18 protein-coding genes are annotated in these 24,696 nt (G+C 62.0%); 7 read left to right on the forward strand and 11 right to left on the reverse strand.

Annotation, left to right across the window (positions count from 1 at the left end; translation table 11 throughout):
- The first annotated feature begins 50 nt into the window (after positions 1-50).
- A complete protein-coding gene (locus JAO82_RS07330) occupies positions 51-752 on the forward strand; it encodes a response regulator (protein ID WP_198685719.1) in 702 nt (233 codons plus the stop codon).
- On the opposite strand, the gene JAO82_RS07335 is transcribed toward JAO82_RS07330, so the two are convergent.
- The gene (locus JAO82_RS07335; RefSeq protein ID WP_198685720.1) at positions 725-3,667 is read right to left on the reverse strand and encodes an ATP-binding protein; all 2,943 of its coding nucleotides are present in this window, start codon (positions 3,665-3,667) and stop codon (positions 725-727) included. The genes JAO82_RS07330 and JAO82_RS07335 overlap by 28 nt on opposite strands.
- Before the next feature lie 74 nt (positions 3,668-3,741).
- On the opposite strand from JAO82_RS07335, the gene torT reads away from it, so the two are divergent.
- Positions 3,742-4,785, forward strand: coding sequence for a TMAO reductase system periplasmic protein TorT (torT, locus tag JAO82_RS07340; protein WP_198685721.1), 1,044 nt, complete (start codon positions 3,742-3,744; stop codon positions 4,783-4,785).
- Between the two features lie 20 nt (positions 4,786-4,805).
- On the opposite strand, the gene JAO82_RS07345 is transcribed toward torT, so the two are convergent.
- On the reverse strand, positions 4,806-5,795 hold the full coding sequence (locus JAO82_RS07345) for an NADPH:quinone reductase (protein ID WP_198685722.1): 990 nt from the start codon (positions 5,793-5,795) through the stop codon (positions 4,806-4,808).
- A 74-nt stretch (positions 5,796-5,869) separates the two neighbouring features.
- Positions 5,870-6,391 (reverse strand): SH3 domain-containing protein, encoded by a 522-nt coding sequence (locus JAO82_RS07350; RefSeq protein WP_198685723.1) that lies wholly within the window; start codon positions 6,389-6,391, stop codon positions 5,870-5,872.
- Positions 6,392-6,519: 128 nt separating this feature from the next.
- Between JAO82_RS07350 and JAO82_RS07355 the strand changes: the two genes are divergently transcribed.
- From JAO82_RS07355 to JAO82_RS07375, 5 genes are all read left to right on the forward strand, one after another.
- The gene (locus JAO82_RS07355; protein ID WP_198685724.1) at positions 6,520-7,506 is read left to right on the forward strand and encodes a 2-hydroxyacid dehydrogenase; all 987 of its coding nucleotides are present in this window, start codon (positions 6,520-6,522) and stop codon (positions 7,504-7,506) included.
- A gap of 9 nt (positions 7,507-7,515) precedes the next feature.
- Positions 7,516-8,076: an RNA 2',3'-cyclic phosphodiesterase gene (gene thpR / locus JAO82_RS07360; protein WP_198685725.1), complete on the forward strand. Its 561-nt coding sequence runs from the start codon at positions 7,516-7,518 to the stop codon at positions 8,074-8,076.
- Positions 8,077-8,136: 60 nt separating this feature from the next.
- A complete protein-coding gene (gene ggt / locus JAO82_RS07365; RefSeq protein ID WP_198685726.1) occupies positions 8,137-9,927 on the forward strand; it encodes a gamma-glutamyltransferase in 1,791 nt (596 codons plus the stop codon).
- Positions 9,928-9,954: 27 nt separating this feature from the next.
- The gene (locus tag JAO82_RS07370; protein ID WP_198685727.1) at positions 9,955-11,358 is read left to right on the forward strand and encodes an FAD-binding oxidoreductase; all 1,404 of its coding nucleotides are present in this window, start codon (positions 9,955-9,957) and stop codon (positions 11,356-11,358) included.
- Between the two features lie 273 nt (positions 11,359-11,631).
- Positions 11,632-14,124: a GcvT family protein gene (locus tag JAO82_RS07375; RefSeq protein ID WP_198685728.1), complete on the forward strand. Its 2,493-nt coding sequence runs from the start codon at positions 11,632-11,634 to the stop codon at positions 14,122-14,124.
- A 131-nt stretch (positions 14,125-14,255) separates the two neighbouring features.
- Here the strand turns inward: JAO82_RS07375 and JAO82_RS07380 are convergent, their stop codons facing one another.
- The 8 genes from JAO82_RS07380 to xdhA all read right to left on the reverse strand — a co-directional run bounded on the left by JAO82_RS07380 (position 14,256) and on the right by xdhA (position 24,525).
- On the reverse strand, positions 14,256-14,915 hold the full coding sequence (locus JAO82_RS07380) for a DUF938 domain-containing protein (RefSeq protein WP_198685760.1): 660 nt from the start codon (positions 14,913-14,915) through the stop codon (positions 14,256-14,258).
- A gap of 173 nt (positions 14,916-15,088) precedes the next feature.
- Entirely contained in the window at positions 15,089-16,165 is a 1,077-nt protein-coding gene (locus JAO82_RS07385) for a BMP family ABC transporter substrate-binding protein (protein ID WP_198685729.1), read from the reverse strand.
- 23 nt (positions 16,166-16,188) lie between these two features.
- On the reverse strand, positions 16,189-17,109 hold the full coding sequence (locus tag JAO82_RS07390; protein ID WP_198685730.1) for an ABC transporter permease: 921 nt from the start codon (positions 17,107-17,109) through the stop codon (positions 16,189-16,191).
- A 1-nt stretch (position 17,110) separates the two neighbouring features.
- The gene (locus tag JAO82_RS07395; protein ID WP_198685731.1) at positions 17,111-18,193 is read right to left on the reverse strand and encodes an ABC transporter permease; all 1,083 of its coding nucleotides are present in this window, start codon (positions 18,191-18,193) and stop codon (positions 17,111-17,113) included.
- Between the two features lie 75 nt (positions 18,194-18,268).
- Positions 18,269-19,786, reverse strand: coding sequence for an ABC transporter ATP-binding protein (locus tag JAO82_RS07400; RefSeq protein WP_198685732.1), 1,518 nt, complete (start codon positions 19,784-19,786; stop codon positions 18,269-18,271).
- The gene (xdhC, locus tag JAO82_RS07405; protein WP_198685733.1) at positions 19,783-20,721 is read right to left on the reverse strand and encodes a xanthine dehydrogenase accessory protein XdhC; all 939 of its coding nucleotides are present in this window, start codon (positions 20,719-20,721) and stop codon (positions 19,783-19,785) included. The genes JAO82_RS07400 and xdhC overlap by 4 nt, the downstream gene beginning before the upstream one ends.
- A complete protein-coding gene (xdhB, locus tag JAO82_RS07410) occupies positions 20,711-23,125 on the reverse strand; it encodes a xanthine dehydrogenase molybdopterin binding subunit (protein ID WP_198685734.1) in 2,415 nt (804 codons plus the stop codon). Before xdhB ends, xdhC begins: the two co-directional genes overlap by 11 nt.
- The gene (xdhA, locus tag JAO82_RS07415) at positions 23,122-24,525 is read right to left on the reverse strand and encodes a xanthine dehydrogenase small subunit (protein ID WP_198685735.1); all 1,404 of its coding nucleotides are present in this window, start codon (positions 24,523-24,525) and stop codon (positions 23,122-23,124) included. The genes xdhB and xdhA overlap by 4 nt, the downstream gene beginning before the upstream one ends.
- Positions 24,526-24,696: the final 171 nt, after the last annotated feature.

Here is a 24,696-nt window from a genome sequence, read left to right on the forward strand (position 1 = left end):
TGGCCAGAGTTGTGAGTTTTTGTTAATGGGAGGCATGTTTTGAGGATGCAATGACCGACACCCCCCATATCCTGATTATCGAGGATGAGCCGGTTACGCGTGCGACCCTTGCCGCTTATCTGGACCAGAGCGGCTATCGGATCAGCCAAGCCGACAACGCTGACAGGGCCGAAGCGATCTTATCGCTGGACCCAGCGGATCTATTGCTGATCGACATCAATCTGTCGGGCAAAGACGGCTTGCAGATCACCCGCGAACAGCGGGCCCAGTCCGAGGTTGGCATAATCCTGATCAGTGCCCTGACCGATGATGTCGACCGCATCGTCGGGTTGGAAATCGGCGCTGATGACTATGTTTGCAAACCGTTCAACCGGCGCGAACTTCTGGCGCGGATCAAAAATCTTCTGCGGCGCACCACGCAATTGCGTCACATCAATCATCGCACCATCCGGTTTGATGGGTTTGTATTTGATATCGTCGCGCGCCAATTGCGCGGGCCGGATGGCCAGACGATCCCACTTACACGCGGCGAATACGAGGTCCTTCGCGTTCTGGTCCGCCATCCGGGCGAGGTGCTTAGCCGGGACGAAATCCTGCTGGGTTTCGCACGCCGTCACGACAGCGCCTCGGAACGTACCGTCGATGTGCTGATAAAGCGCCTGCGCCAAAAACTTGGCGACGACATCAAGGCGACACGATTCATCACGACATCCCATGGCGAGGGTTATGTATTTACCGCCGCGATTGGCTGAGCAACATGCACATCTGCGATTTGGGCGATGTCCTGGGTTATCGCAGCCGTGGCGTCTCGGGCCAGCTTTTCGGCCTCGCGGACCAGCTCCTCGACCGCATCCGCTGCGTCCCGTTTCGCTGCCCGTTCGAGATTGCCCAGACAGGCAATCAATTCGTGCAGATCAAAGTTAGAGGCGGCTCCAAGGGCGCGATGGGCGTGATTGGCAAGCTCTGCCAAGTTGCGATCCGCTGCTGCCTTGCGGATTTGGCTGATATCCGCGTCCAGTCGCCCGAGAAAAAGCTGCGCAATTTCGAGGGCACGCGAAGCGCCAAGATCCTTGATCGAGGCTAAGAGAAGATTTGAGCACCGATCTTGTCGTTTGGGCGATTTGCTGCGCGATGATGGGAAAATCCGGCGCCGGTGTCCGGCCAGAACATCCGCAATCGCCGAGGCTAGCCGTTCCGGAGAAACCGGTTTGGCCACGAAACAATCCATGCCCGCAGCAAGATGACCGTCGATCTGATCGGGCGAGGCGTGGGCGGAAATGGCGATCAACGGCAATGCGGCGATATTGGGATCAGGGTGGGCGCGGATCTTCTGGGCAACTTCCAGCCCGTTCATACCCGGCAGATTCACGTCCAGCAATACAAGATTGAACCGGCGCTGGGCGAGTTGCTCGAGGGCCGCTTCGCCGGTGGCCGCGCAGATCACACAATGGCCCATCCGTTCGAGATAGCTGCGGGCGACTTTACGATTGATTTCGTGGTCTTCGACCACCAGCACGTCCAGCGGCTCGACCGCGCGCATCGCCGACGGGTGCGTCGGGCCCGGCAGCAAGGTTACATCCGCCTCTTCCAGAGCAACACAAAGGGTAAACACCGATCCGACATCGGGCGTACTTTCAACCCCCAGCGTTGCGCCCATCGCATCGGCGAACTTGCGGCAGATTGCCAGCCCCAGACCGGTGCCACCATAGGTCCGCGAAATGTCGCCCTGTTCGAACGGCTCAAAGACGCGTTCGATTGCCTCGGGCGAAATACCCTTGCCGGTGTCGCTGATCTCAAAGAAATACCGATCTGCGCCATCATTAGCCTCGGGCACCTGCCGCCGCACTCGCAGCACGATCTCGCCTTTGGTCGTGAACTTGAGCGCGTTCGATACCAGATTGAACAGGACCTGGCGGAGCTTGACCATGTCGCCCGAGACAGCCCGCGGGATGTCACAGGGTATATCGATCAGCAGTTGCACCTCTTTGTCGCGTGCGTTGGGGCGCATCAGTAGGTCGATATCGTTTACCAGATCAGCAATCGAAAACACCTGGATCGCATTCGGGAATTCCCCGCCTTCGGCGCGCGAATAGTCCAGAATATCGTTCAGCAAGGCCAGCAAGCTTTCGCCCGATGACAGCGCGGTCTGTACGTCTTCGGTCTGTTTCGCGCCTTTTAGATCATGCGACAGGTTGCGCAGCATCCCTAGAACGCCATTCATCGGCGTACGGATCTCGTGGCTCATCATCGCGAGAAATTCGGATTTGGCCCGCGTCGCTGCCTCGGCGCGCTCGCGCGCGGCGGCATGGGCGGTCACTTCGCCGCGCAGTTCTTCGGTCTGTTCGTTTACCAGCCGCTGGAGTTCGTTGCGGTGCCGGAGTAATTCCATCGCATTACGGTCCCGCTCTTCCTGCAAGGCGCGGTTCGCTAAGGCCTGCTGGCGGAAAAATTCGACCGACTTCTCCATACGGGCGATTTCGTCCTTGCCTTCGGGCCGGACCGCACCATGCAAGCGCCCAGCGGCCAGCGAAGTCATCCGGTCCGACAATCGGTCCAGCCGCCGCGTGACGTTGCCGCGGATATAGAACCATAGCACCAGAAACGATATCAGCAGCGCAATGCCGCCGGAAAGCAGACTGCGCGCCTGCACGTCCCGGATTGCCGCTGTGGATTTCGCGCCCAGTGCGGTGGCCCGTGCCTGCGCCGAAAGCGCCAATGCGTCAGCTTCGCGGCCCAGAACGGTCGAGGTATGGCGCAAAGTATCTTGGCCGGCGGCGATCTGATCGTTCAGCCGCAAGATATCGGCCGAAGCGGTGAATACGTTGGTTTCCTGCGGTGGCGAATCCACCAGCAGGCTGATGCTGGCGAGCTGATCAGCGGCCTGCGCGGCGCGGCCGGGATCGCGTACTGATGCAATCCGCCGTTTCACAATGTCGATGCGCTCAGCCAGTTCACCTTCGGTGCGCTCCAGCGTTGCCACGTCGAAAATGCCGGGGATCCGGTTGGCCAGAAGCCCGATTTCCGAGGTCCGCGAACGCAATTCGAACATCAGCCCCAACTGGAACAGATCAACCTCGATCAGCTTGTCCAGCGCATCAAGCCGTTTCTCCTGCCGCCCGTCGCCAGGACTGAGATCGTAGATATTCGAGATCACCGCAGATGTTCCCATTTGCGCATTTGCAACCAGCGTGTCAGCCATCTCAAGCAGCGCATTGGTCGCCCCGCGGACCAGCGTCAGTTTTGCATCGCGCTCTTCGGTCAGGGCAATCCGCTGGCGCACCAATCGATCCAGCGCATTCATTTGTACCCCAACCATTTGCAGGGTCGTCAGAAGCACGCCGTAATCTGGCCTTGCTTGGGTTCCGCTGCGCTGCAACCGTTGTTCCAGCGCAGCGATTTGGGCCAGCAGAAAATCTGAACGTTTCTTCCGCTCTGGATGCGTGCTGACCTGCGCCAGTTCCGGGGCCAGCGAGACAATACGCGAGCTTTCCTCAGCGATGCCACGCACTTCGGCAATGGCAGGGATGGTTTCACCGATCATGCCGGTCTGCACCCGGGCGACGTCGCGCAGTTCGAACCAGCCAAAGACGTTCGCGATCACCGGAAGGCCTGCAATAACCACAAAGGCCAGCAGAAGACGTGCGCCCAATCCGGAATCTTTGATCATCCCGCTCCCCGCGATGTGCGATTGCCGTATAATATAACAGGGTATACAGCTTTCAGGGGACGGGAAGGAAAAAGATGAACTTGCGCTGGATTTTGGGGTATTTACTGTTGCCTTTACCGCTTGCGGCAGAGCCTTGGCAGCTTGAGGTCAGAACAATCCCGTTCGATTATTCCAGCCCCGCAGTCGTCCGCGAATATGACCCTTTGGCCAAGGCTGCGCAGCACTGGACCTTTTGTGTTTCGCTGCCGCATATGAAGGATGCCTATTACCTCAGCTTCAATTTCGGCATGGTGGAGGAAGCGCGACGTCTGGGCGTCGGTTTCCGGCTGCTCGATGCGGGCGGCTATCCCAATCTGGAGCGCCAGATTAAACAGATTGAGGATTGTGTCGCAGAGGGGGCCGATGGGTTGATCGTGGCGACTGTCTCGTTTGCGGGGCTGACGCCGGCGATCAAGCGCATTGCCGAGCAGATCCCGGTAATTGGCGCGGTCAATGATATTGCGGATGAAGGCATAGCCGCCAAGGCAGCGGTGTCATGGTACGATATGGGCAACGCTGCCGGACGGGTTATCGCCGAGCGGCACCCCAAAGGAACGGCGCCGGTCGATTTGGCATGGTTTCCCGGCCCGAAATATTCCGGTTGGGTGCGCTTCGTCGATGCTGGATTCCGCGACGCGATTGCTGACAGTTCTGCCCGTGTTGTTGCCACCCAATACGGCGATACCGGGCGAGAGATACAGGTGTTGTTGGTTGAGGAGGTTCTCGAAAACTATCCGCAGGTCGATTATCTGGTTGGCAGTGCGCCGATGGCCGAGGCAGCAGTGTCGATACTGCGCTCAAAAGGGTTGTCAGAGCGTATCGGAGTGGTTTCAGACTATATGACCCACGCGGTCTACCGTGCGTTACGGCGCGACAAGATCATCGCGGCCCCAACAGATTTCCCGGTATTGCAAGGTCGTCTTGCGATCGAAATGGCCGCGCGCGCTGTCGAGGGGAAACTGACGGTGCGCCATGCCGGTCCGCGTATCGAATTGATGACATCGCAAAATGTCCGCGATATCGGACCCGGAGAATCGCTCGCCCCGCCGAGTTTCGTGCCGACATTCCTGTTAGAGTAGGAGCAGGCGACGCCACCCTATCAGGCGATGCGCAGCAAGACCGCTCCTTCACGGCCTCCGTGCTCGACCGCGCGATGAGCCGCAGCACATTGGTCAAAATCGAAAGTTCCCGCGACCGGGCAGGTCAGCCCGCCCTGTTGCAAAGCGGCGTGAAGGCGCGCGATGACAGCCGCGCGCTGCGCTGTCGGCAGCAGGTAGACCAGCGTCATTTCCAGCGTCACCGCCTTGAACATCAGCGGATAGAACGGCAGCTCCGGCTCCATCGCCAGCGCCGAGCCATAGGCGCAGATCTGGCCATTCTCGGCGATCACGGCGGTATCTGTGGCAGCATTCAGGCCGAATTCGACCTCGACGATGCGATCAACGGGCTGGCCATCGTTGGCCGCCAGAATGCGTGCGGTAAGGTCAGGGGCCGTGAAATCCAGCGCGGCGTGGGCCCCGGCATCCTGCACCCGTTTCAGCCCGGCACCGCGTGCGGTGGCGATCACCCGCGCACCGCCCCAACGGGCCAGTTGCACCGCTAGATGGCCGACCGTGCCCGCGCCGCCCTGCACCAGCACCGTCTTGCCCGCCACCTCGCCGCCGCCGAACACCGTATGACAGGCAGTGAGGCCGGGAATGCCGAGGGTCGCGCCGGTTTCCATGTCGACCCCGTCGGGCAGGGCCACCGCCTGTTCGGCGGGCAGCGTGATTTGCTGTGCCGCGGTGCCGAAGGCGCGTTGCCATTGGCCGTTCCAGATCCACACCCGCTGGCCCAGACGGTCGCGGGACACGCCTGCACCAATGGCCGAGATCACGCCGGCACCGTCGCTATGCGGGATGATGGCCGGATAGGGCAGTTCGGTCGCACCGGCCCGTGCGCCGGCGCGTGCCTTGACGTCGGACGGATTCACACCCGAGAATTGCAGATCAACCGTGACTTCGCCCGGAGCCGGATCAGGGCAAGCAATGTCTTCGATCTGCAAGACATCGGCAGCGGTGCCAAAGGCGCGGTAAGTGACAGCTTTCATGGCTGGCTCCTGTTGTAGCGGTCGCCGCTTACCCTAACCGATACGCAGATGTTTGCCAGCAATCGCCTGTGCGCTCAGTCGCGCAACTCGTCCGGGGCAACGCCCCACAGGTATTTTTTGGGGGCCCAGCCGCGATAGCCGCCTGACGAGATATTGCACCACACTGCGTCGCAATCGCCCAGCCGTGCGATAACACCCAGCTCAAAGGCGGCGATGACAGGCGATCTTTCGTCAGGGCGGCTGTGTACCTGTAGCATATCATGTTCAACCAGCACCGTGCGCACCCCCGAGAGCAGCGCATAATGCACCCAGCCGCCAGCACCATCGCGGTCTTGTACCCGGCGCCAATGACCGTGTTCGGCGGTGACCTGCAAGGGGAGGTCGCGCCGCTTGAACACCCAGTCGATACGGTGGCTGAGCGATGGGCCCCGGCGCACATTGCCCTCGGCGGTCTTGAGCGACACATAACGGGGAAGAGGAAGGTTCGTGCTGCTGCCCCGCTGTTCTGCTGCCTGCGCGACGCTCTGCCCGAGGCCCGAAGCCGCAATCAAAAGAGCAGCCGCCACCGGACGCCATGCGAATAAGCTAAGTCTCATTCCTGTCCTGACCTGTTGCCTGTTCCTGTGGGTCGCGCGATTTTATGCGCAGGGTTCTTGTGCCTCGCCCTGTCCTGCGTCACCATGCCATCGTGCGACATGATTTGAAAAGCGACGGGAGAGCGGAATTGTCAAGAGATCGCCTGAGTGTTGTCGTTACGCGACGGTTGCCGGAAGCGGTGGAAACCCGCCTGAGCGAACTGTTCGATGTCCGTCTGCGCGAGGACGACGCCCAGATGACCCGCGAGGAACTGGTCGAGGCAGTCAAGACCGCCGATGTGCTGGTGCCCACGATCACCGACCAAATCGATGCCGGGCTAATCGCCCGCGCGGGCGAGCGGCTGAAGCTGATCGCAAACTATGGCGCGGGGGTCGATCACATCGACGTCTCCACCGCGCGCCAGCGGGGGGTTCTGGTGTGCAATACCCCCGGCGTATTGACCGATGATACCGCCGACATGACGATGGCGCTGATCCTGGCCGTTACCCGTCGCATCCCCGAAGGTCTGGCTGTGATGCAAAAAGGCGACTGGGCCGGCTGGGCGCCGACTGCCTTCTTGGGCGGGCGGATCAGCGGGCGGCGGCTGGGTATCCTTGGCATGGGCCGGATCGGTCAGGCAGTCGCCCGACGCGCCGCCGCCTTTGGCATGCAGGTCCATTATCACAACCGCAAACGCGTCCATCCCGACACCGAAGAGGCGCTGGAAGCGACCTATTGGGAAAGTCTGGACCAGATGGTCGCGCGGATGGACGTGATCTCGATCAACTGCCCATCGACGCCCAGCACCTTTCACCTTATGAATGCGCGCCGGCTGAAGCTGATGAAACCCAGCGCGGTGATCGTCAACACGTCGCGCGGCGAGGTGATCGACGAGAACGCCCTGACTCGCATGTTACGTGCTGGCGAAATTGCGGGGGCAGGGCTGGACGTGTACGAACACGGTACCAACATTAATCCGCGCTTGCGCGCGCAAAACAATGTGGTGCTGCTGCCCCATATGGGATCGGCCACGCTGGAGGGGCGGATCGAGATGGGTGAAAAGGTGATCATCAACATCAAGACGTTTGAGGATGGCCACCGTCCGCCGGACCAGGTGCTGCCGTCCATGCTGTGAGGCTGTGACATGCGTTCCTTTGTGGCTATTACCCCGCCGGACATGGTGCGGGAGGCCTTGCTGCGGGTACAGGAAACCCTTCCAATCGGTCGCCCGGTGCCCGGGGAAAACCTGCACCTGACATTGGCGTTCCTCGACGACCAACCCGAGCAACTCTTGCGCGACCTGCACGAAGAACTGGCCGAAGTCCCTGCGGGGGCATTCGATCTCGAACTGGCGGGGCTTGGCGCATTCGGTGGCGCCGCGCCGCGTATCCTGTTCGCACAGGTCGGGCCCAGCGACGCGCTTGACCGGTTGCATCGGGCTGTTGTCGCGGCAGCACGGCGCGTGGGAATTTCCCTCCCGCGCGAGCGGTTTCGCCCGCATATCACCCTGATCCGGTTTCCGGGGCGGCTTTCATCGCTGTCCCAACGACAGTTGCGGGGCTTCCTTGATACCCATGCCACGACGCAATTGCCGGGCTTTACGGTGCAGGATTTTACGCTGTTTCACTCGACGCTGCACCGCGGAGGGGCCCGTCACGAGGAACTGGCCAGCTATGATTTGCGCGAGATTCCGCTCACAATTTGATTGTTGCAGAGCCGCTTGCGGTTACACTGAGACATGGAATCATCTGCAAAGAAGCGCGTCATGAAACATTACATCCTTGCCAGCTTGGCCTGTATGGTGCTCTCCGTGCCCGCTCTTGCGCAACAGGCCGCCGATGCGGTCGATCCGGAAACCGCCGCAATCGGGACGGTTGAGGCCGCTTCCCCCGAGATCGCCGCGGCGCTGAAAGCGAAAGCGGCCGGACACCCGGTTGAGGCGCAGGACTGGATGGTCGCCGCTGCCAACCCGCTGGCGGTGCAGGCAGGGGGGGATATTCTGCGCAAGGGTGGCAGCGCCGCAGATGCGCTGATCGCGGTGCAGACGGTGCTGGGTTTGGTCGAGCCGCAATCCTCGGGACTTGGCGGCGGTGCATTTCTGGTCTGGTATGATGGCGAAAGCGGAGAGCTGACCACGCTTGATGCCCGCGAAACCGCGCCACTGGCCGCGACACCGAGGTTGTTTCTGGACGACAAAGGCGCGCCGCTGAAGTTTTTCCATGCGGTGGTTGGTGGCCTTTCGGTCGGCACGCCGGGCACACCCGCGCTGTTGGAGGAACTGCACCGCCGCTGGGGCCGCACCGCTTGGCCCACGCTGCTGGATCCGGCGATCCGGCTGGCCGAAGACGGCTTCACGGTCTCGCCCCGTCTTGCCGGGATGATCGCAAACGATGCCGAGAAATTGGGCCGGTTCGACAGCACAGCGGCCTATTTCCTGCCCGATGGCGCACCTTTGCAAGCAGGCGCGATATTGAAGAACCCGGCCTATGCCGACACGCTGCGGCGGATGGCCGAACAAGGGGCTCAGGCCTTCTATACCGGTCCCATCGCCGCCGACATTGTGCGTACCGTAACCGGTGCCGAGGGCAATCCGGGGGTTTTGTCAGCGCTGGATCTGGCGATTTATCAGGTGCGGGAGCGCGCGCCGGTCTGTGCGCCGTACCGGATCTATCAGGTCTGCGGCATGGGACCGCCGTCTTCGGGCGCGCTGACCGTGGGGCAGATCTTGGGCATGCTCGATCATTATGACCTGTCCGAATCCGGCAAGGACAGCACCGAAAGCTGGCGGTTGATCGGCGATGCCTCGCGGCTCGCCTTTGCCGATCGGGGCCGCTATATGGCCGACAGTGATTTCGTGCCGATGCCCACCGCCGGTTTGGTTGATCCCGCCTATCTGTCCGAGCGTGCCAAGCTGCTGGCGGGCGACGACGCCTTGCCCGAGGTCAGCCCCGGCAATCCCGAATTCGACCACGCGTCGAACTGGGCCGACGACCGCTCGCTCGAATTTCCGTCAACTTCCCATGTTTCGATCGTGGATCAATATGGCAATGTGGCGTCGATGACGACGACCATCGAAAACGGCTTTGGCTCAAGGCTGATGGTGCGGGGCTTTTTGCTGAACAACGAATTGACGGATTTTTCATTCGCAACCCATGAAAACGGCGTGCCCATCGCCAACCGGGTCGAGCCGGGCAAGCGGCCGCGGTCCTCCATGGCACCGACGATCGTGATGCAGGATGACGCGCCGGTCCTGGCCATTGGCAGCCCCGGTGGTAGCCGGATCATCGGCTATGTCGCGGGCGCGATCATCGCGTGGGCCGACTGGGATCTGGATGTGCAACAGGCACTGGCCCTGCCACATGCGGTGAACCGCTTCGGCACCTTTGACCTTGAGGCCGGGACCGAGGCGGAAAAGCTGCAATCAGGGCTTGAAGAACTGGGCTATGAGGTGGAAATTCGTGACCTGACCTCGGGCCTGCACGCTATTGAGATTTCGGCGGACGGGTTGAAAGGCGGTGCCGATCCGCGCCGCGAAGGTATCGCGCTGGGCGAGTGACCTGGCCCTGACAAACAAGGAAGCCGCATGGTCCAGCCGGTCGATCTGCCCCGTAACGAAGCCGGCATCAGCGCGGCGCTTGGCGAATTGCGCCAACAATTCGGCGCGCGGGTGCAGAGCGGCCGGGCAATTCGCGAACAGCACGGCCATACGACGACCTGGATCAGAAACCAGCCCCCCGATGCGGTGCTGTTTCCCCAGACCACCGACGAGGTTGCCCAGATCCTCCGTATCTGCGCCAACCACAAGGCACCGGTAATCCCCTTTGGCGTGGGCACCTCGCTTGAGGGTCATGTGAATGCCGCCGCCGGGGGCATATGCCTGAACATGAGCGAGATGAACCGGGTTTTGGCGGTACACGCGGAAGATCTGGATTGTGTCGTACAGCCCGGTGTCACGCGCGAGGATCTGAACACCCATTTGCGCGACCAAGGGTTGTTCTTCCCGATCGATCCCGGCGCGAATGCGACGTTGGGCGGCATGGCGGCGACGCGGGCCAGCGGCACCAATGCGGTCCGTTATGGCACGATGAAGGACAATGTTATCGCGCTCGAGGCGGTGATGGCGGATGGCGCGGTGATCCGCACCGCGCAGCGGGCGCGCAAATCCGCGGCTGGATACGATCTGACGCGGCTGCTGATCGGCTCGGAAGGGACGCTTGGCATCATCACCGAAATCACCCTGCGCCTGCACGGCATCCCCGGGGCGATCATGTCGGCGCGCTGTTCTTTTCCGACGGTTGATGCCGCCTGCCAGGCCGTGATGACCACGATCCAGTATGGCATCCCCGTGGCGCGGATCGAATTGCTGGACGCGCTGCAGGTGCGTGCCTGCAACGCCTATTCCAAACTCGACCTGCCGGAAGCGCCGCTGCTGTTGCTGGAATTTCACGGTTCAGACGCTGGCGTGGCAGAACAATCAGAAACCTTTGCCGAGATCGCAGAAGAGTTTGGCGGCAGCGGTTTTCAGGCCACCGCCAGCCCCGAAGAGCGCGCCGCGCTCTGGCGGGCGCGCCATGATGCCTATTGGGCGGCGCTGCAATTGCGCCCCGGCGCGCGCGGTCTGTCCACGGATGTCTGCGTGCCGGTCTCGCAATTGGCAGCCTGTGTCGCCGCTACGCAGGAGCGGCTGCAAAAGGACGGTTTTGTCGCGCCGATTGTCGGTCATGTCGGTGATGGAAATTTTCATACGCTGTTGCTGATTGATGCGGATAACCCCGAAGAAGTCGCGCGCGCCGATGCTTTCATCGGCTGGCTGAACGACCTCGCAATCTCGATGGGGGGCACCTGCACTGGCGAACACGGGATAGGCCAGGGCAAGCGACCTTATCTGGAGCGCGAGCTTGGCTCTGCCACGCGTTATATGAAGGCGATCAAGGCGGCTCTGGATCCCGACAATATTCTCAACCCCGGCAAGGTTCTACCCGATTGAAGCGGTTTCCAACTAGCTGCGCCTGCGGCGCGAAACCATTGTTTATCTGCCTCCGGCAGGGGTATTTCGAACCAGAAAGAAACAGGGACACATCGCGCTTCTTTCTGGTTTGAAAATACCCAAATCCGGCGCGTGCTACCCATGTTGGGGTGAAATAAGGCGGTTCCGGCGCGCTCTGTCGGTTTTATCCTTTTTTGCGTCGGAACAACGAGGCGTTCGGCCTTCCGCCTTGGCATAACAAGGATAAGCGGAACCGATTGCGGAGCGAACCGGATGAAAACCCAAGTCAAGGCCCTGGTCGTGGGGGGCGGTGCCGTTGGCACCTCGATCGCCTATCATCTGGCGCGTGCGGGCTGGCAGGATGTGGTTTTGCTGGAGCGGGACGAACTGACCAGTGGCAGCACCTGGCACGCCGCCGGATTATTGCCCTTGTTCAACATGTCCTATGCCACCACCCATATTCACCAGTATTCGGTCGAATTTTACAAGACGCTGGAGGCGGAAACCGGCTTGAATGCCGGATTTGCCGTAGTCGGCAATCTGCGCATGGCCCAGACCGAGGCGCGGATGGATGAATATATGCTCTATGCCGCAACGGCTGAAACCTGCGGGGTGCCCTATGTCTTTCTGTCGCCCGACGAGATCAAGCAGCGTTGGCCGCTGATCCGCACCGAAGATCTGAAAGGGGCTTTGTATCACCACACCGATGGTTACATAAACCCCGCCGATGTGACCATGGCGATGGCCAAGGGCGCGCGCCAGCGTGGCGTCGTGATCGAGCGCAAATGGCAGGCCGATGCATTTCGCTGGACTGGCAGCGCCTGGGAGGTGACGGCGACCAAGATGGTCGAGAAGGGCGGCAATCTTGTGCCCTCCGACGAGCAAGTGGTGATCACCGCCGAACATGTGGTGACCGCCAGTGGCAACCATGCGCAGCGCACGGCGCGGCTGTTGGGGATCAAAATGCCGGCGATTCCGGTGGAACATCAGTTCATCGTGCTGGACCAGGACCCGGCGCTGCTCGCTTGGCGCAAGGAGGGAAATGGCGAACATCCGGTGGTTCGCGACGCCGATGCACAAAGCTATGTGCGCGAAGAACGGGGCGGCTGGATCCTCGGGGTGTACGAAAAAGGCGCGCCAGCGCGGTTCGAATATGGCGTGCCCGACAGTTTTCGCGCCGATCTGTTCCAGCTCGATCTGGAGCGGATCGAAGAGCAATATGGAGCGATGGTTCACCGGGTTCCATCAAGTGAAGACAGCGGTCTGAAAGATGATTTCAATGGCCCGATCTGTTATACGCCCGATGGCAACCCGCTGGTTGGGCCGGCGCCAGGACTGCGCAATATGTGGCTGGCCGAAGGGTTCAGCTTTGGCATCACCGCCGCTGGCGGCACCGGGTATTATCTGGCCCAGATGATGGTGCAGGGCGAGGCCGAGATCGATATGGCCTCACTTGATCCCAAACGTTATGGCGACTGGATGACGACGGAATATGCCGCGCGCAAGAACGAAGAGGCCTATGACCACGTCTATGTCTTGCACCATCCCGACGAGGAACGCCCCGCCTGCCGGCCGCTGCGCACGGCGCCCGCTTACGAGCGGCAAAAGGCGCTGGGCGCGCAATTCGGGCAGGTAAACGGCTGGGAGCGCCCCAATTATTACGCGCCTGCGGGGTTCGATGATCACGCGGCGCGCAGTTTCCGGCGCGGCGGTTGGTGGCAGTATGCGCTGGAGGAGGCGAAGGCGATCCGAACCGGGGTCGGCTTGATCGATGCGACAGCCTTTGCCAAACATGTGGTGAAAGGGCCGGGAGCGACAGCGTTTCTTGACTGGTTTACCTGCAATACCCTGCCTTCGGTGGGGCGGATCAATCTGACCTATGCGCTGACCGATCACGGCACGACGCGTACGGAATATACCATGGTACGGCTGGGGCGGGATGAATATTATCTCGTCTCGGCCGGCGCATGGGCCGCTTATGACGGTGATTTCCTGCGCAAAGCCGCCGAGGACAAGGCGGATGAGTTCGGCTATATTGAGATACAGGATGTGACAACGCAATGGGGGGTTTTCGCCATTGCGGGGCCACGAACGCGCGTTGTCTTAACGCCGCTGGTGCGCGATGCCGATCCGGCCAACGCTCTTGGCAACCGGCGGTTCCCGTGGCTGTCCTGCCAAGACATCGAGTTGGGGATGTGCCCGGTGCGGGCCATTCGGGTCGCCTATACCGGCGAGTTGGGGTGGGAGTTGCATCACCCGATCGAGATGCAGAATTACCTGTGGGACCAATTGATGCAGGCGGGGCAAGCGCATGGGCTGAAACCCGTCGGCGCTCGGGCGCAGAACTGGCTGCGGCAGGAAAAGAGCTATCGTGCCTTTGGCAATGAACTGGGCCGGGATGGGACGCCGCTTGAGGCGGCGCTGCCACGCTTTGTAGACATGGACAAGGATTTTCGCGGCAAGGCGGCGATGGCGGAAACCGGCATTCGCGCCACATGTGTGACATTGCTGATCGACGGGCCGGAAGATGCCGACCCTTGGGGACGCGAGGCGTTGTATCAGGGCGATGCGCGTATCGGGCGGCTGACCTCGGGCGGCTATTCGGTGCATTTTGGCCAAAGCATCGGCATGGGCTATGTTCGTCCGGATCTGGCCGCGCCGGGAACGCGGTTGCAGGTGAAGATGCTGAACCGGCTCTGGGAGGCCGAAGTCGTGCATGATAGCCCCTATGATCCGCAGAACGAGGCGATCCGGCGCGATGGGTGACGCGCCGGGTCGCTGATTCAGAAACTCCAGTTCTGACCCGGCTAGACGTGGCGTGGGTGTTGGGCGGTGGCGCGCAGCCAGTTCTGCGCCACGCCACTTCGGCATACCGTCGGGGCGCCAAAGGCGATGGGTCAGGGCGTGGGTTTTTGAAAGATAAGTGCAAGATTATTGGCGGGCATTTCGATTACATCCGTCGTTTCCAGACCGGTGGCTTGCACCATGTCCAGCGTATCAAAATCGTCCTTATAGCCGATTTCGGGGTCTTGCGCGGTTAGGGCTGTATGAAACTCACGGTCACCGGGACTGGTCAACTCGCCCGCGCGCATGAACGGCCCATAAATCACCAGTCGGCCACCGGTAGCGAGGGCGTTTGAAGCCTCGTCGATCAGTGTGGCTGCCTCTTGCGCACTGATCAGGTGCAGCAAATTAATCACAACGATCAGGGACTGCCCCTGATGTTTCGCGCTCCAGCCTTGGATTGTGGCGTCAAGGTCCAGCGCCGGGGAGACATTGCTCAGGCCGGCCTTGGCCGCATGGGCGTCGATACTGGCGCGGCGGTCGGGGTCGATATCACTGGGCTGCCAGTGCAAGAGCGGCAAAGCGCGGGCAAAGGCAACCACATGTTGCCCGGTGCCGCTGGCCAATTCCAGCGCTGTACCCTCTTGAGGGGCCACGTCTTTCAGAAGGTCGCAAAGCGGCCCGACATTGCGGCTGGCCGAAGGCGCATAAAGTAGAGCGCCTTGCCCGGATTCGGCGAAACTGGCGCAGAGGGGGATGCGGCGAAACGGCATGACAACGATCCTGTTCTGGTTCACGTGGACATGTCTGACATGCGATGATTGTGGCGCAAAGGGAGGGCCGCGCCAAGGCTGATGTTGCGACAATCTTCAAGGCCGCGACACGGGGCTGAGAGCGTTTAAAAGGCCGCACCCTATGGCGCGGCCTGAAACAAGCCAGTGAGAGATCACTTGGGCATTTCGGCTGTGATGCCTTCGACGAAGAAATCCATGCCCAGCAAGGTCTGATCGTCGGCGATCTCGCCTTCGGCCAACCACGGGGTGCCGTCCTGCTTGTTCAGCGGACCAGTATAGGGATGGTATTCGCCGCTGGCGATCTTGTCCTTCAGTTCCAGCGCTTCGGCCTTCACTTCGGCTGGCACGCGGTCGGTGATCTCGCCGATTTCGACCATGCCGTCGCCGATACCGGCCCATGTGTCAGAGGTTTCCCACGTACCGTCGATCACCGCGTTGACCCGCTCGATATAATACGGTGCCCAGTTGTCGATGATCGATGTGACCCGCGGACCATCGGCATATTCGCCCATATCCGAAGCCTGTCCAAATCCGATCACATTGCCTGCCGCCTCGGCTGCAGCCAGCGGCGCGGTGGAATCGGTATGTTGCAGGATCACGTCGGCACCCTGTTCAATCAGCACCTTGGCAGCGTCCGCTTCTTTCGCGGGATCGAACCAGGTATAGGCCCAGACGATCTTGAACTGGACATCGGGGTTGACCTTGCGGGCATGGATGAAGGCGCTGTTCATGCCGCGGATCACCTCGGGGATCGGATAGGAGCCGATATAGCCGACGATGTTGGATTCTGTCATCTCTCCGGCAATCAGCCCTTGGATGGCGCGCCCTTCATAGAACCGTGCGTTATAGATGGCGAGGTTCGGCGCGGTCTTGTAGCCGGTGGCATGTTCGAACTTGACGTCAGGAAATTTCTTGGCGGTATTGACGGTTGCATCCATGAACCCGAACGAGGTCGCAAAGATCAGATCGGCCCCGTTCAGGGCCATCTGTGTCATCACACGTTCGGCGTCGGGCCCTTCAGGGACACTTTCGACATAGGTGGTTTCGACCTTGTCGCCGAATTTTTCGACCACCGCCTTGCGGGCTTGGTCATGTTCAAACGTGTACCCGCCATCGCCGATGGGGCCGACATAGATAAAGCCGACCTTGGCCTTGTCGTCCTGTGCCATGGCACCCGTGGCCATACCCAGCGCCAGTGCGCCGCCGACCAGTAGTGATGTGAATTTCATTAGGTTCCCCCGGTTGGTACGCCTCATTGCGAGGCATGAAAGATTTTCCCGAGCGACGCCGGTGCCCGGCTTTTGTCTGCCGACAGGATCACAAGCACAAGGATCGTCACCAGATAAGGCGACATTGCCAGATATTCGACCGGTATGGCAACGCCCGCGGCCTGAAGATTGAGCTGCAACACCGTGATACCGCCGAAGAGCCACGCGCCCAGCAACACCCGCCACGGCTTCCAGCTTCCGAATACCACCAGCGCCAGCGCAATCCAGCCGACCCCAGCGGTCATGCCTTCGGTCCATTGGGGCACGCGCACAAGGCTGATATACGCGCCCCCCAACCCGGCACAGGCGCCGCCAAACAGGATCGCAAGGATGCGGATGCGCACCACCTTATAGCCCAGCGCATGGGCCGCATCATGGTTTTCGCCGACCGCCCTCAGGATCAGCCCGGCGCGGCTAAAGCGCAGCAAGATCCAGACCCCTGCAACCAGCGCGATGGCGATGTAGAGCATCGGATCATGGCCAAACAGGACCCGTCCCACCACCGGCAGGTCGCCCAAGACAGGAATGTCCAGCCGTGCGAATTTCGGCGGTTTGATCCCGACATAGCCCTGTCCGATCAAGGCGCTTAACCCCAGCCCGAACAGGGTCAGCGCCAGACCACTGGCCACCTGATTGGCCAGCGCAACTTGGGTCAATAGCGCGAACAAAAGCGCCAACACGGCCCCGCCGGCCGCCGCGCCGGCGAAGCCCAGCCAGGGCGAACCAGTCTCGACCGCAATGGCAAAGCCGCAAATCGCGCCGGTGATCATCATGCCCTCGACGCCGAGATTCAGCACGCCAGAGCGCTCGGCCACAAGTTCACCGATTGCCGCCAGCAGGATCGGCGTCGCTGCGACCATTAGCGAAGCCAGCAGCAGGGCGGGGTTGATGGCAGAAAGATCCATGTCACGCCACCCCGGTCTGGCGGGCGCGGATGCGGTAATTGGTCAACAGGTCCAGCGCCAGCAGGAAGAACAGCAACATGCCCTGGAACACCTGAATTGCCGCCGCCGGAAGGCCAAGATTAGATTGCGCGATTTCGCCGCCGATATAGGTCAGCGCCAAAAGTGCCCCGGCAAGCAGTACCCCCACCGGATGTAACCGGCCCAGAAAGGCGACAATGATTGCCGTGAAACCGTAACCCACATTGAAATCAATGCTGACCACCCCGGACGGCCCGGCGACCTCGAACATCCCGGCCAGACCGGCCAGCGCCCCGCCGGAGCCAAGGCAGAACAGGATCAGCCGTGCCGGACGCACCCCGGCAAAACGCGCAGCGCGCGGCGCGTCTCCGGTCAGGCGGATATGAAACCCGCGCATATGTTGGTTCAAAAGAATATAGGCAAAGATTACCGAAAGCAGCGCCGCCACTACGCCCCAATGCATGCCCGTATTGGCAAATAGCTCGGCGTTATGCGCACTTTCATATTGTTGCAGGTTGCGGCTGCCCGGAAAACCCAGTCCTTGCGGGTTTCGCAGCAGCCCCAGCGACATCGACGCCAGCAATTGTTCCGCCACATAGACCAGCATCAGCGACACCAGAATTTCATTGGTGCCAAATCGCACCTTCAGCAGCGCAGGGATCATCGCCCAGACCCAGCCGCCGAATGCACCCCCGAGTACCATCAACGGAAAGATGTACCACGCCTCAAGCGGATAGAACGCAAGCGCCACTCCGGCACCGCAGATCGCGCCCACGATATACTGGCCCTCGGCGCCGATGTTCCATATTCCGGCCTTGAACCCCAGTGAAAGACCAATGGCGATCAAGACCAGCGGCGCGCCTTTGACCAGCAGTTGCGGCCGATAATATCCCGCATGCGGACCAAGCAACGGGTCGTAAAAGATGGTCAGTATCGCCTCGACCGGGTTTTTTCCCAGAACCGCGAATAACAGCCCGCCGAACAGCATCGTGGCCAGTACCGCAAGGATCGGGGTGGCTATCGCCCATGCCCGCGACGGCTGTGGCCGCTTCTCCAGCACAATCATGCGGCATGTCCCTCTTGCTTGCCATTATTGTCAGATAACCTCACTTGAGGCATGACAACTCTTTGGCGCATCCGGTCAGACATGCGCAACCTCCATCCCGTGCGCCCCGCCCATCATCAGCCCGATTTCCTCGATTTCCAAGCCGGCGGTGTCGCGCGGTTCGCTCAGCCGCCCTTCGTTCAAGGCGGCGAACCGGTCCGAGATCTCGATCAATTCGTCCAGATCCTGGCTGATGCAGATCACCGCCGCCCCTTGGGCCGCCAGATCTAGCAGTGCCTGTCGGATCGCCGCCGCGGCAGCCGCATCGACCCCCCAGGTCGGCTGGTTCACCACCAGCACCACGGGGCGCTGCAAAATCTCGCGCCCGATCACGAATTTCTGCAGATTACCCCCTGACAGCGCCCGCGCCACCGTATCTGGCCCCGGCGTGCGCACATCGAAGGCTTCGATGATGCGGCGTGCAAACCCTTCGGCGGCGCGCCATTTCAGAAAGCCGGCTGTTGTCAGCCCCTCGCGCACCGAGCCGGTCAGCATCGCATTTTCGGTCAGGGTCATATCTGGCGCGGCGGCATGGCCGAGACGCTCTTCGGGGGCGCTCAGCAGCCCCAGATGCCGCCGCTCACCGGGCCGCAGGTGCCCAATCGGCTGCCCTAGCAGCTCAATCGCATCCGGCGGAGTTAAAATTTCGCCGGAAAGCGCGGCCAGCAATTCATCCTGTCCATTACCGGCGACCCCGCCGATGCCGACGATCTCGCCCTTGCACAGCGCAAGCGAGACGTTTTTCAGCGACGTCCCGAAGGCCGAGGGCGAGCGCACCGATAATCCGTCGATGCCAAGCACGACATCCCCCACCGTGCGCCCGGCACCCAGCGGCGATCCGAATTCCCGCCCCACCATCAGTTCAGCCATCTCGCGCGCGGTTGTTTCCGACGGGGTGCATTCGCCCACCACCTTGCCCAGCCGCAGCACCGTCGCGTGATCGCACAAGGTTCGGATCTCTTCCAGCTTGTGACTGATATACAGGATCGCGGTGCCCTCGGCGGCCAGTTTGCGCAGGGTCCGAAACAGGATCTCCACCTCCTGCGGGGTCAGCACGCTGGTCGGCTCGTCCATGATCAATAGGGCCGGATCCTGCAAAAGGCAGCGGATGATTTCGACCCGTTGCCGCTCTCCTGCCGACAGATCACCGACGATGCGCGATGGATCAAGCGGCAGGCCATAGGCCGTGCTGACCTCGTGGATGCGCCGCGCGAGATCGCTCATAGGGGGCGGGTTTTCCATGCCCAGCGTGATGTTCTCCGCCACGCTCAGCGCTTCAAAGAGCGAGAAATGCTGAAACACCATGGCGATGCCATCGGTCCGGGCGGCGCGTGGCTCGGGCGGCGCATAGCGCTGGCCGTTCAGCAACATCTGCCCTTGGTCGGGTTGCACCAGCCCATAGACCATTTTGACCAGCGTGGATTTGCCGGCACCGTTCTCGCCCAGCAGGGCGTGAATCTGGCCGTTGTGGATGTCAAACGACACATCGTCATTCGCGACCACGCCGGGATAGGCCTTGGTAATGCCTTGAAGGCTGAGAAGCGGGGCGTTCACGCGGTCTTGTCCTCTCGGCGGATTTCGCGGTGTGGGTTCAGCAATTCGCTGGCAACGCCGATGGCGATGGCCTGCGGATGCTTGCCTAGCGATGGGACGCCGATCGGGCAAGTGATGCGTGCGATTGCCGCGCGCTCATGTCCAAGCGACACCAGCCGCGACCGGAACCGCGCCCATTTGGATTTCGACCCGATCAGACCGGCAAAGCCAAAGCCATGCCCCAGCAGCCGGTGGCACAGTTCCAGATCCAGTGCATGCGAATAGGTCAAGATCAGATGATCCGCGTGGGTCGGCGCATGGGCCACCAACTCCCCCGGCGCGGCGGCAGGTACCACCATCACGCCAGGAGGCACCCGTTCGGGAAAGCGTTCGGGTGCCGTATCCACCCAGATGATTGCAAAATCCGGCAAAGGCGCCAGAACATCGACCAGCGCCCGCCCCACATGGCCCGCGCCCCAGATCCACAATGCGCGCTGCGGATGGTGCACCGGCTCGATCATCCAGCCCTCGATCAGTTGCGACGGCAAAACAATCCCTTGTCCTCGTGCCTGCGCTAGCAGGCGGCGCACGGCCAGTGGCATCGCGCCAGCACTCGCGCCACGCACCGGGCGGGCGATCACCTCGCTGTCCAGCGCATCCACGGCGGCAGTATCATAGATTTCGCTCAACAAGGTCACCGCGCCGCCGCAACATTGCCCCAGATCCGGGCCAAGTGCATGTTTGCTGAGCCGCGTGCCGATCAGGTGGCGCGCCGTCTCTATCGCCTCATATTCCAGCGCCCCACCGCCGATCGTGCCGGCTTGTCCGCCCTCCCAGACCAGCATTGCCGTGCCCACCTCGCGCGGGGACGAGCCGCGCAGGCTTGCGATCACCACGCGAACCACGCGGCCATGCCGCGCCACGGCGGCGCGCAGGGCGGCAACGTCAAAACCCATCGCGCACCTGCTGAATCGTTGCCCAGACCCGCTCGGGCGTTGCCGGCGCGTCAAGCGCGGGATAGGCGGTGCCACAGGAGGCGATGGCATCGCTGATCGCCAGAAAGGCCGAAATCCCCAACATCAGGGGGGGCTCGCCCACCGCCTTTGAGCGATAGATCGTGTCTTCGCGATTCTGCCCGTCCCACAGCGCCACATTGAAAATATCGGGCCGGTCGGAACAGGCCGGGATCTTGTAGGTGCTCGGCGCATGGGTGCGCAGGGCACCGCGCTCGTCCCAAACCAGTTCCTCGCTGGTCAGCCAACCCGCGCCTTGCACGAACCCGCCCTCGATCTGGCCGATATCGATGGCCGGGTTCAGCGATTCGCCGCAATCGTGCAGGATGTCGACGCGCAATAGCCGGTGCTCGCCCGTTAACGTATCGACGGCCACCTCGCTGACCGCAGCTCCATGGGCGAAATAGAAAAACGGTCGTCCTTGCCCGCGCACCCGGTCCCATTCCAGCCCCGGCGTGCGGTAGAACCCGGTGGCGGACAGGCTGACCCGACCCATATAGGCCAGCCCGACCGCCTGGGCGAAATCGTAGATCTCGCCGCCCACCTGCACCTGTTCGTTGGCAAAGATCACGCTGCGCGGGTCGGCCTGATGCCGCGCCGCAAGGAATATGGCGATACGGTTGCGGATCGTGTCGCAGGCGGCGCGCACTGCCATGCCGTTCAGATCGCTGCCCGACGATGCGGCGGTGGCCGAAGTATTGGGCACCTTGCCGGTATCGGTCGCGGTGATGCGGATATGTTCCTGCCCAACACCGAAGCGGCTGGCGGCCACCTGCGCGACCTTCTGGTGCAGGCCCTGTCCCATCTCGGTGCCGCCGTGATTGAGATGAATCGAACCGTCCTGATAGACGTGGACCAGCGCCCCCGCCTGGTTGAGATGGGTCAGCGTGAAGGAGATCCCGAACTTCACCGGCGCAAGGCCGATACCACGCCGGATCACGCCGCCGCGCGCATTCCAATCCCGCACCGCCTTGCGCCGTGACAGATAAGCGCTGCTTTCCAACAGATCGCGGGTGATCCCGTGCAACTCAAAATCCGACACTTCCATGCCATAAGGCGTGGTCTGCGCTGAGGCCGGAACTGTCGGGCCCGCACCGCGCGGTTCTGCCGCCAGTGCCCCGCGCGAGGCCAGATCGGGTGCACTGCCCGCTGTTTCTTCTTGCAGGGAAATATCCCCGCCGGAGGCACCCGCAGCCGCTGCATGCGCCTCGGCATAATAATTGCGCACCCGTACCGCCACCGGGTCCTGCCCCAGATGATGCGCGATATGATCCAGCACCCGCTCGATCCCCAGCACCCCTTGCGGCCCGCCAAAGCCGCGAAAGGCGGTGGCGCTTTGCATATTGGTGCGCAGCCGGTGGCTTTCGATGCGGCAGGCGGGCAACAGATAGGCGTTGTCGGCATGTAGCATCGCGCGGTCGGCGACCGGCAGCGACAAATCCTGGCTCCAGCCGCAGCGGGTATAGTGCATGAACTCGACGCCATGGATGCGCCCCTCATCGTCGAAACCAGCGCGGTAGGTGATGCGGAAATCGTGCCGCTTGCCAGTGATCACCATGTCGTCGTCGCGGTCATAGCGCATCTTGCAGGCGCGCCCGGTCACCTTGGCTGCCACCGCACAGGCCACGGCCAGGGCGTTGGCCTGGCTTTCCTTGCCGCCAAAGCCGCCGCCCATGCGCCGGGTCTCGACACGGACGCCATGCATTGGCACGCCGATCGCATCGGCCACCTTGTGCTGAACCTCGGTCGGGTGCTGGGTGCTGGACAGCACGACCATGTCGCCATTGTCTTGCGGCAGCGCCAGCGCGGCTTGGCCTTCCAGATAGAAATGCTCCTGCCCGCCCATCTCAATCCTGCCTTCGATGATATGTGGGGCGGCTTTGATTGCGGTGCGCGCATCGCCTTTTTGCCAGATGCGCGGCCCCTCCTCGAAGCGGCTATTCGCGGCCAGCGCGTCTTCGATGGTCAGGATTGGCTTTTGCGCCACGATCTCGACCCGCGCCAGCCGCGCGGCGCGGCGGGCGAGGAGATGGCTCTCGGCCACCACCAGAAACAGGGGCTGGCCGGCGTAATGCACCGCCCCTTGCGCCAAAAGCGGCTCATCATGGGCGGAGGGGGAAGTGTCGGCTTCGAACGGCAAATCCTGCGCCGTCAGCACCGCGACCACGCCGGGGGCACTGCGCACCTTTGAGAGATCCAGTGCCGACAGCGCGCCGCGGGCGACATCGGACAGGCCAAAGCACAGATATAGGCAATCGGCGGGCGCGGGGATGTCATCGACATAGCGCGCAGCGCCGGTCACATGCAGGCGGGCGGAATCGTGGGGCAGGGGTTTGCCGACGCTCATGGTAAAACCTCCCGCACCGAGGCGGTTTCCCCCATGTCCTCGGCGAAATAGCGCGCCAGCAGGGCGCGCGCGCCTTCCAGACGATAAAGGGCCGAAGCGCGCATGTCTGACAAAGGGGAGAAATCGGCGTCGAAAGCTTGCTGCGCGGCGGTGATGGTGCTTTTGCACCAGCTTTGACCGATGAGGGCGGTTTCGACATGGGTCGCGCGTTTGGGGATCCCCGCCATGCCGCCAAAGGCGATGCGGGCATCTGCGACCGCGCCGTTCTCGACCGTGATATTGAAACAGCCGCAGACTGCCGAGATATCCTGGTCGAAACGTTTTGACAGCTTGTAGCATTTCACTCGGTCGGGCCGCCGCGGGAAACTCACTGCTTCGACGAATTCACCCGGCGCGCGATCCTGTTTGCCGTATTCAAGAAAGAAGTCCTGAAGCGGGATCTCGCGGCGGCTCTCGCCCTGGCGCAGATGCAGCGTTGCGCCGAGCGCGATCAGGGCGGGCGGGTTGTCTCCGATGGGAGAGCCATTTGCGATATTGCCGCCGACCGTCGCCGCGCCCCGGACCTGAACCGAACCATAGCGGCGGATCAGTTCGCCATAGGAGGCGTGCAGCGGCTGCATGGCCTTGGCCATGGTGTTCATATCCACCATGGCGCCGATGCGCACCGTATGCTCGCCGATTTCGATGTGTTTCAGATCCTCGCAGCCATCCAGAAAGATCAGCGGGTGCAGATCGCGCAACTGTTTGGTGACCCAGAGCCCGACATCGGTGGCTCCGGCGATCAATGTGGCGCTTGGCTGTTCAAGATATAGCGCGGCAAGCTCGTCGGCGCTGTGTGGGCGGAAATGTTGCCCCGCGGGGGGCTGTCTGCCCCCCGCACCCCCCGCGGATATTTCCGGCAAGAAGAAGGATTTGTCGCTTTCCATCCAGTCGGGAACGGGCTTTTTGGCCGCTGCTTCGGCGGCGCGGATGATCGGGGCATAGCCGGTGCAACGGCAAAGATTTCCGGCCAGTTGCAGATCATGGTCGCGGGCGCCATTCAGATGCGCGGTGGCCATCGCGACGATGAAGCCGGGCGTGCAGAAGCCGCACTGGCTGCCGTGATGGTCAATCATGGCCTGCTGCACCGGGTGCAGGCTGCCATCGGGCGCGGCGATGCCCTCAATCGTGCGCACTGCCTTGCCGTGGAGTTGCGGCAGGAACAGGATACAGGCATTGAGAGCACGCGCGCCGCGTGAGTCGATAACCATGACGCTGCAGGCACCGCAATCGCCTTCGTTGCAGCCTTCCTTGGTGCCGGTCAGGCGCCGTTCCTCACGCAGCCAATCGAGCAGAGTCGTCGTGGGCGGGACCTGTGACAGAGTGACAGTCTCTCCGTTCAGAAGAAACGTTATGTCCATTTCCGCAAACCCGTCGCGTTACCCTTGAACCCAGTAATGCCGGACCTTCGATGCGACGTAGAAGGACGGCGGGTTGTGCCTAATCTTGAGGTTAGAAAGAATTTGGGCGTACTGGCAAGCTAAAGCTGCTCTGCGCTGCGGCATCGCAATATCGGAAGGTGCGGCGCGTAG

The organism is Pontibaca salina, from assembly GCF_016307205.1.
In the GTDB taxonomy this organism is placed as follows: Bacteria; Pseudomonadota; Alphaproteobacteria; order Rhodobacterales; family Rhodobacteraceae; genus Pontibaca; species Pontibaca salina.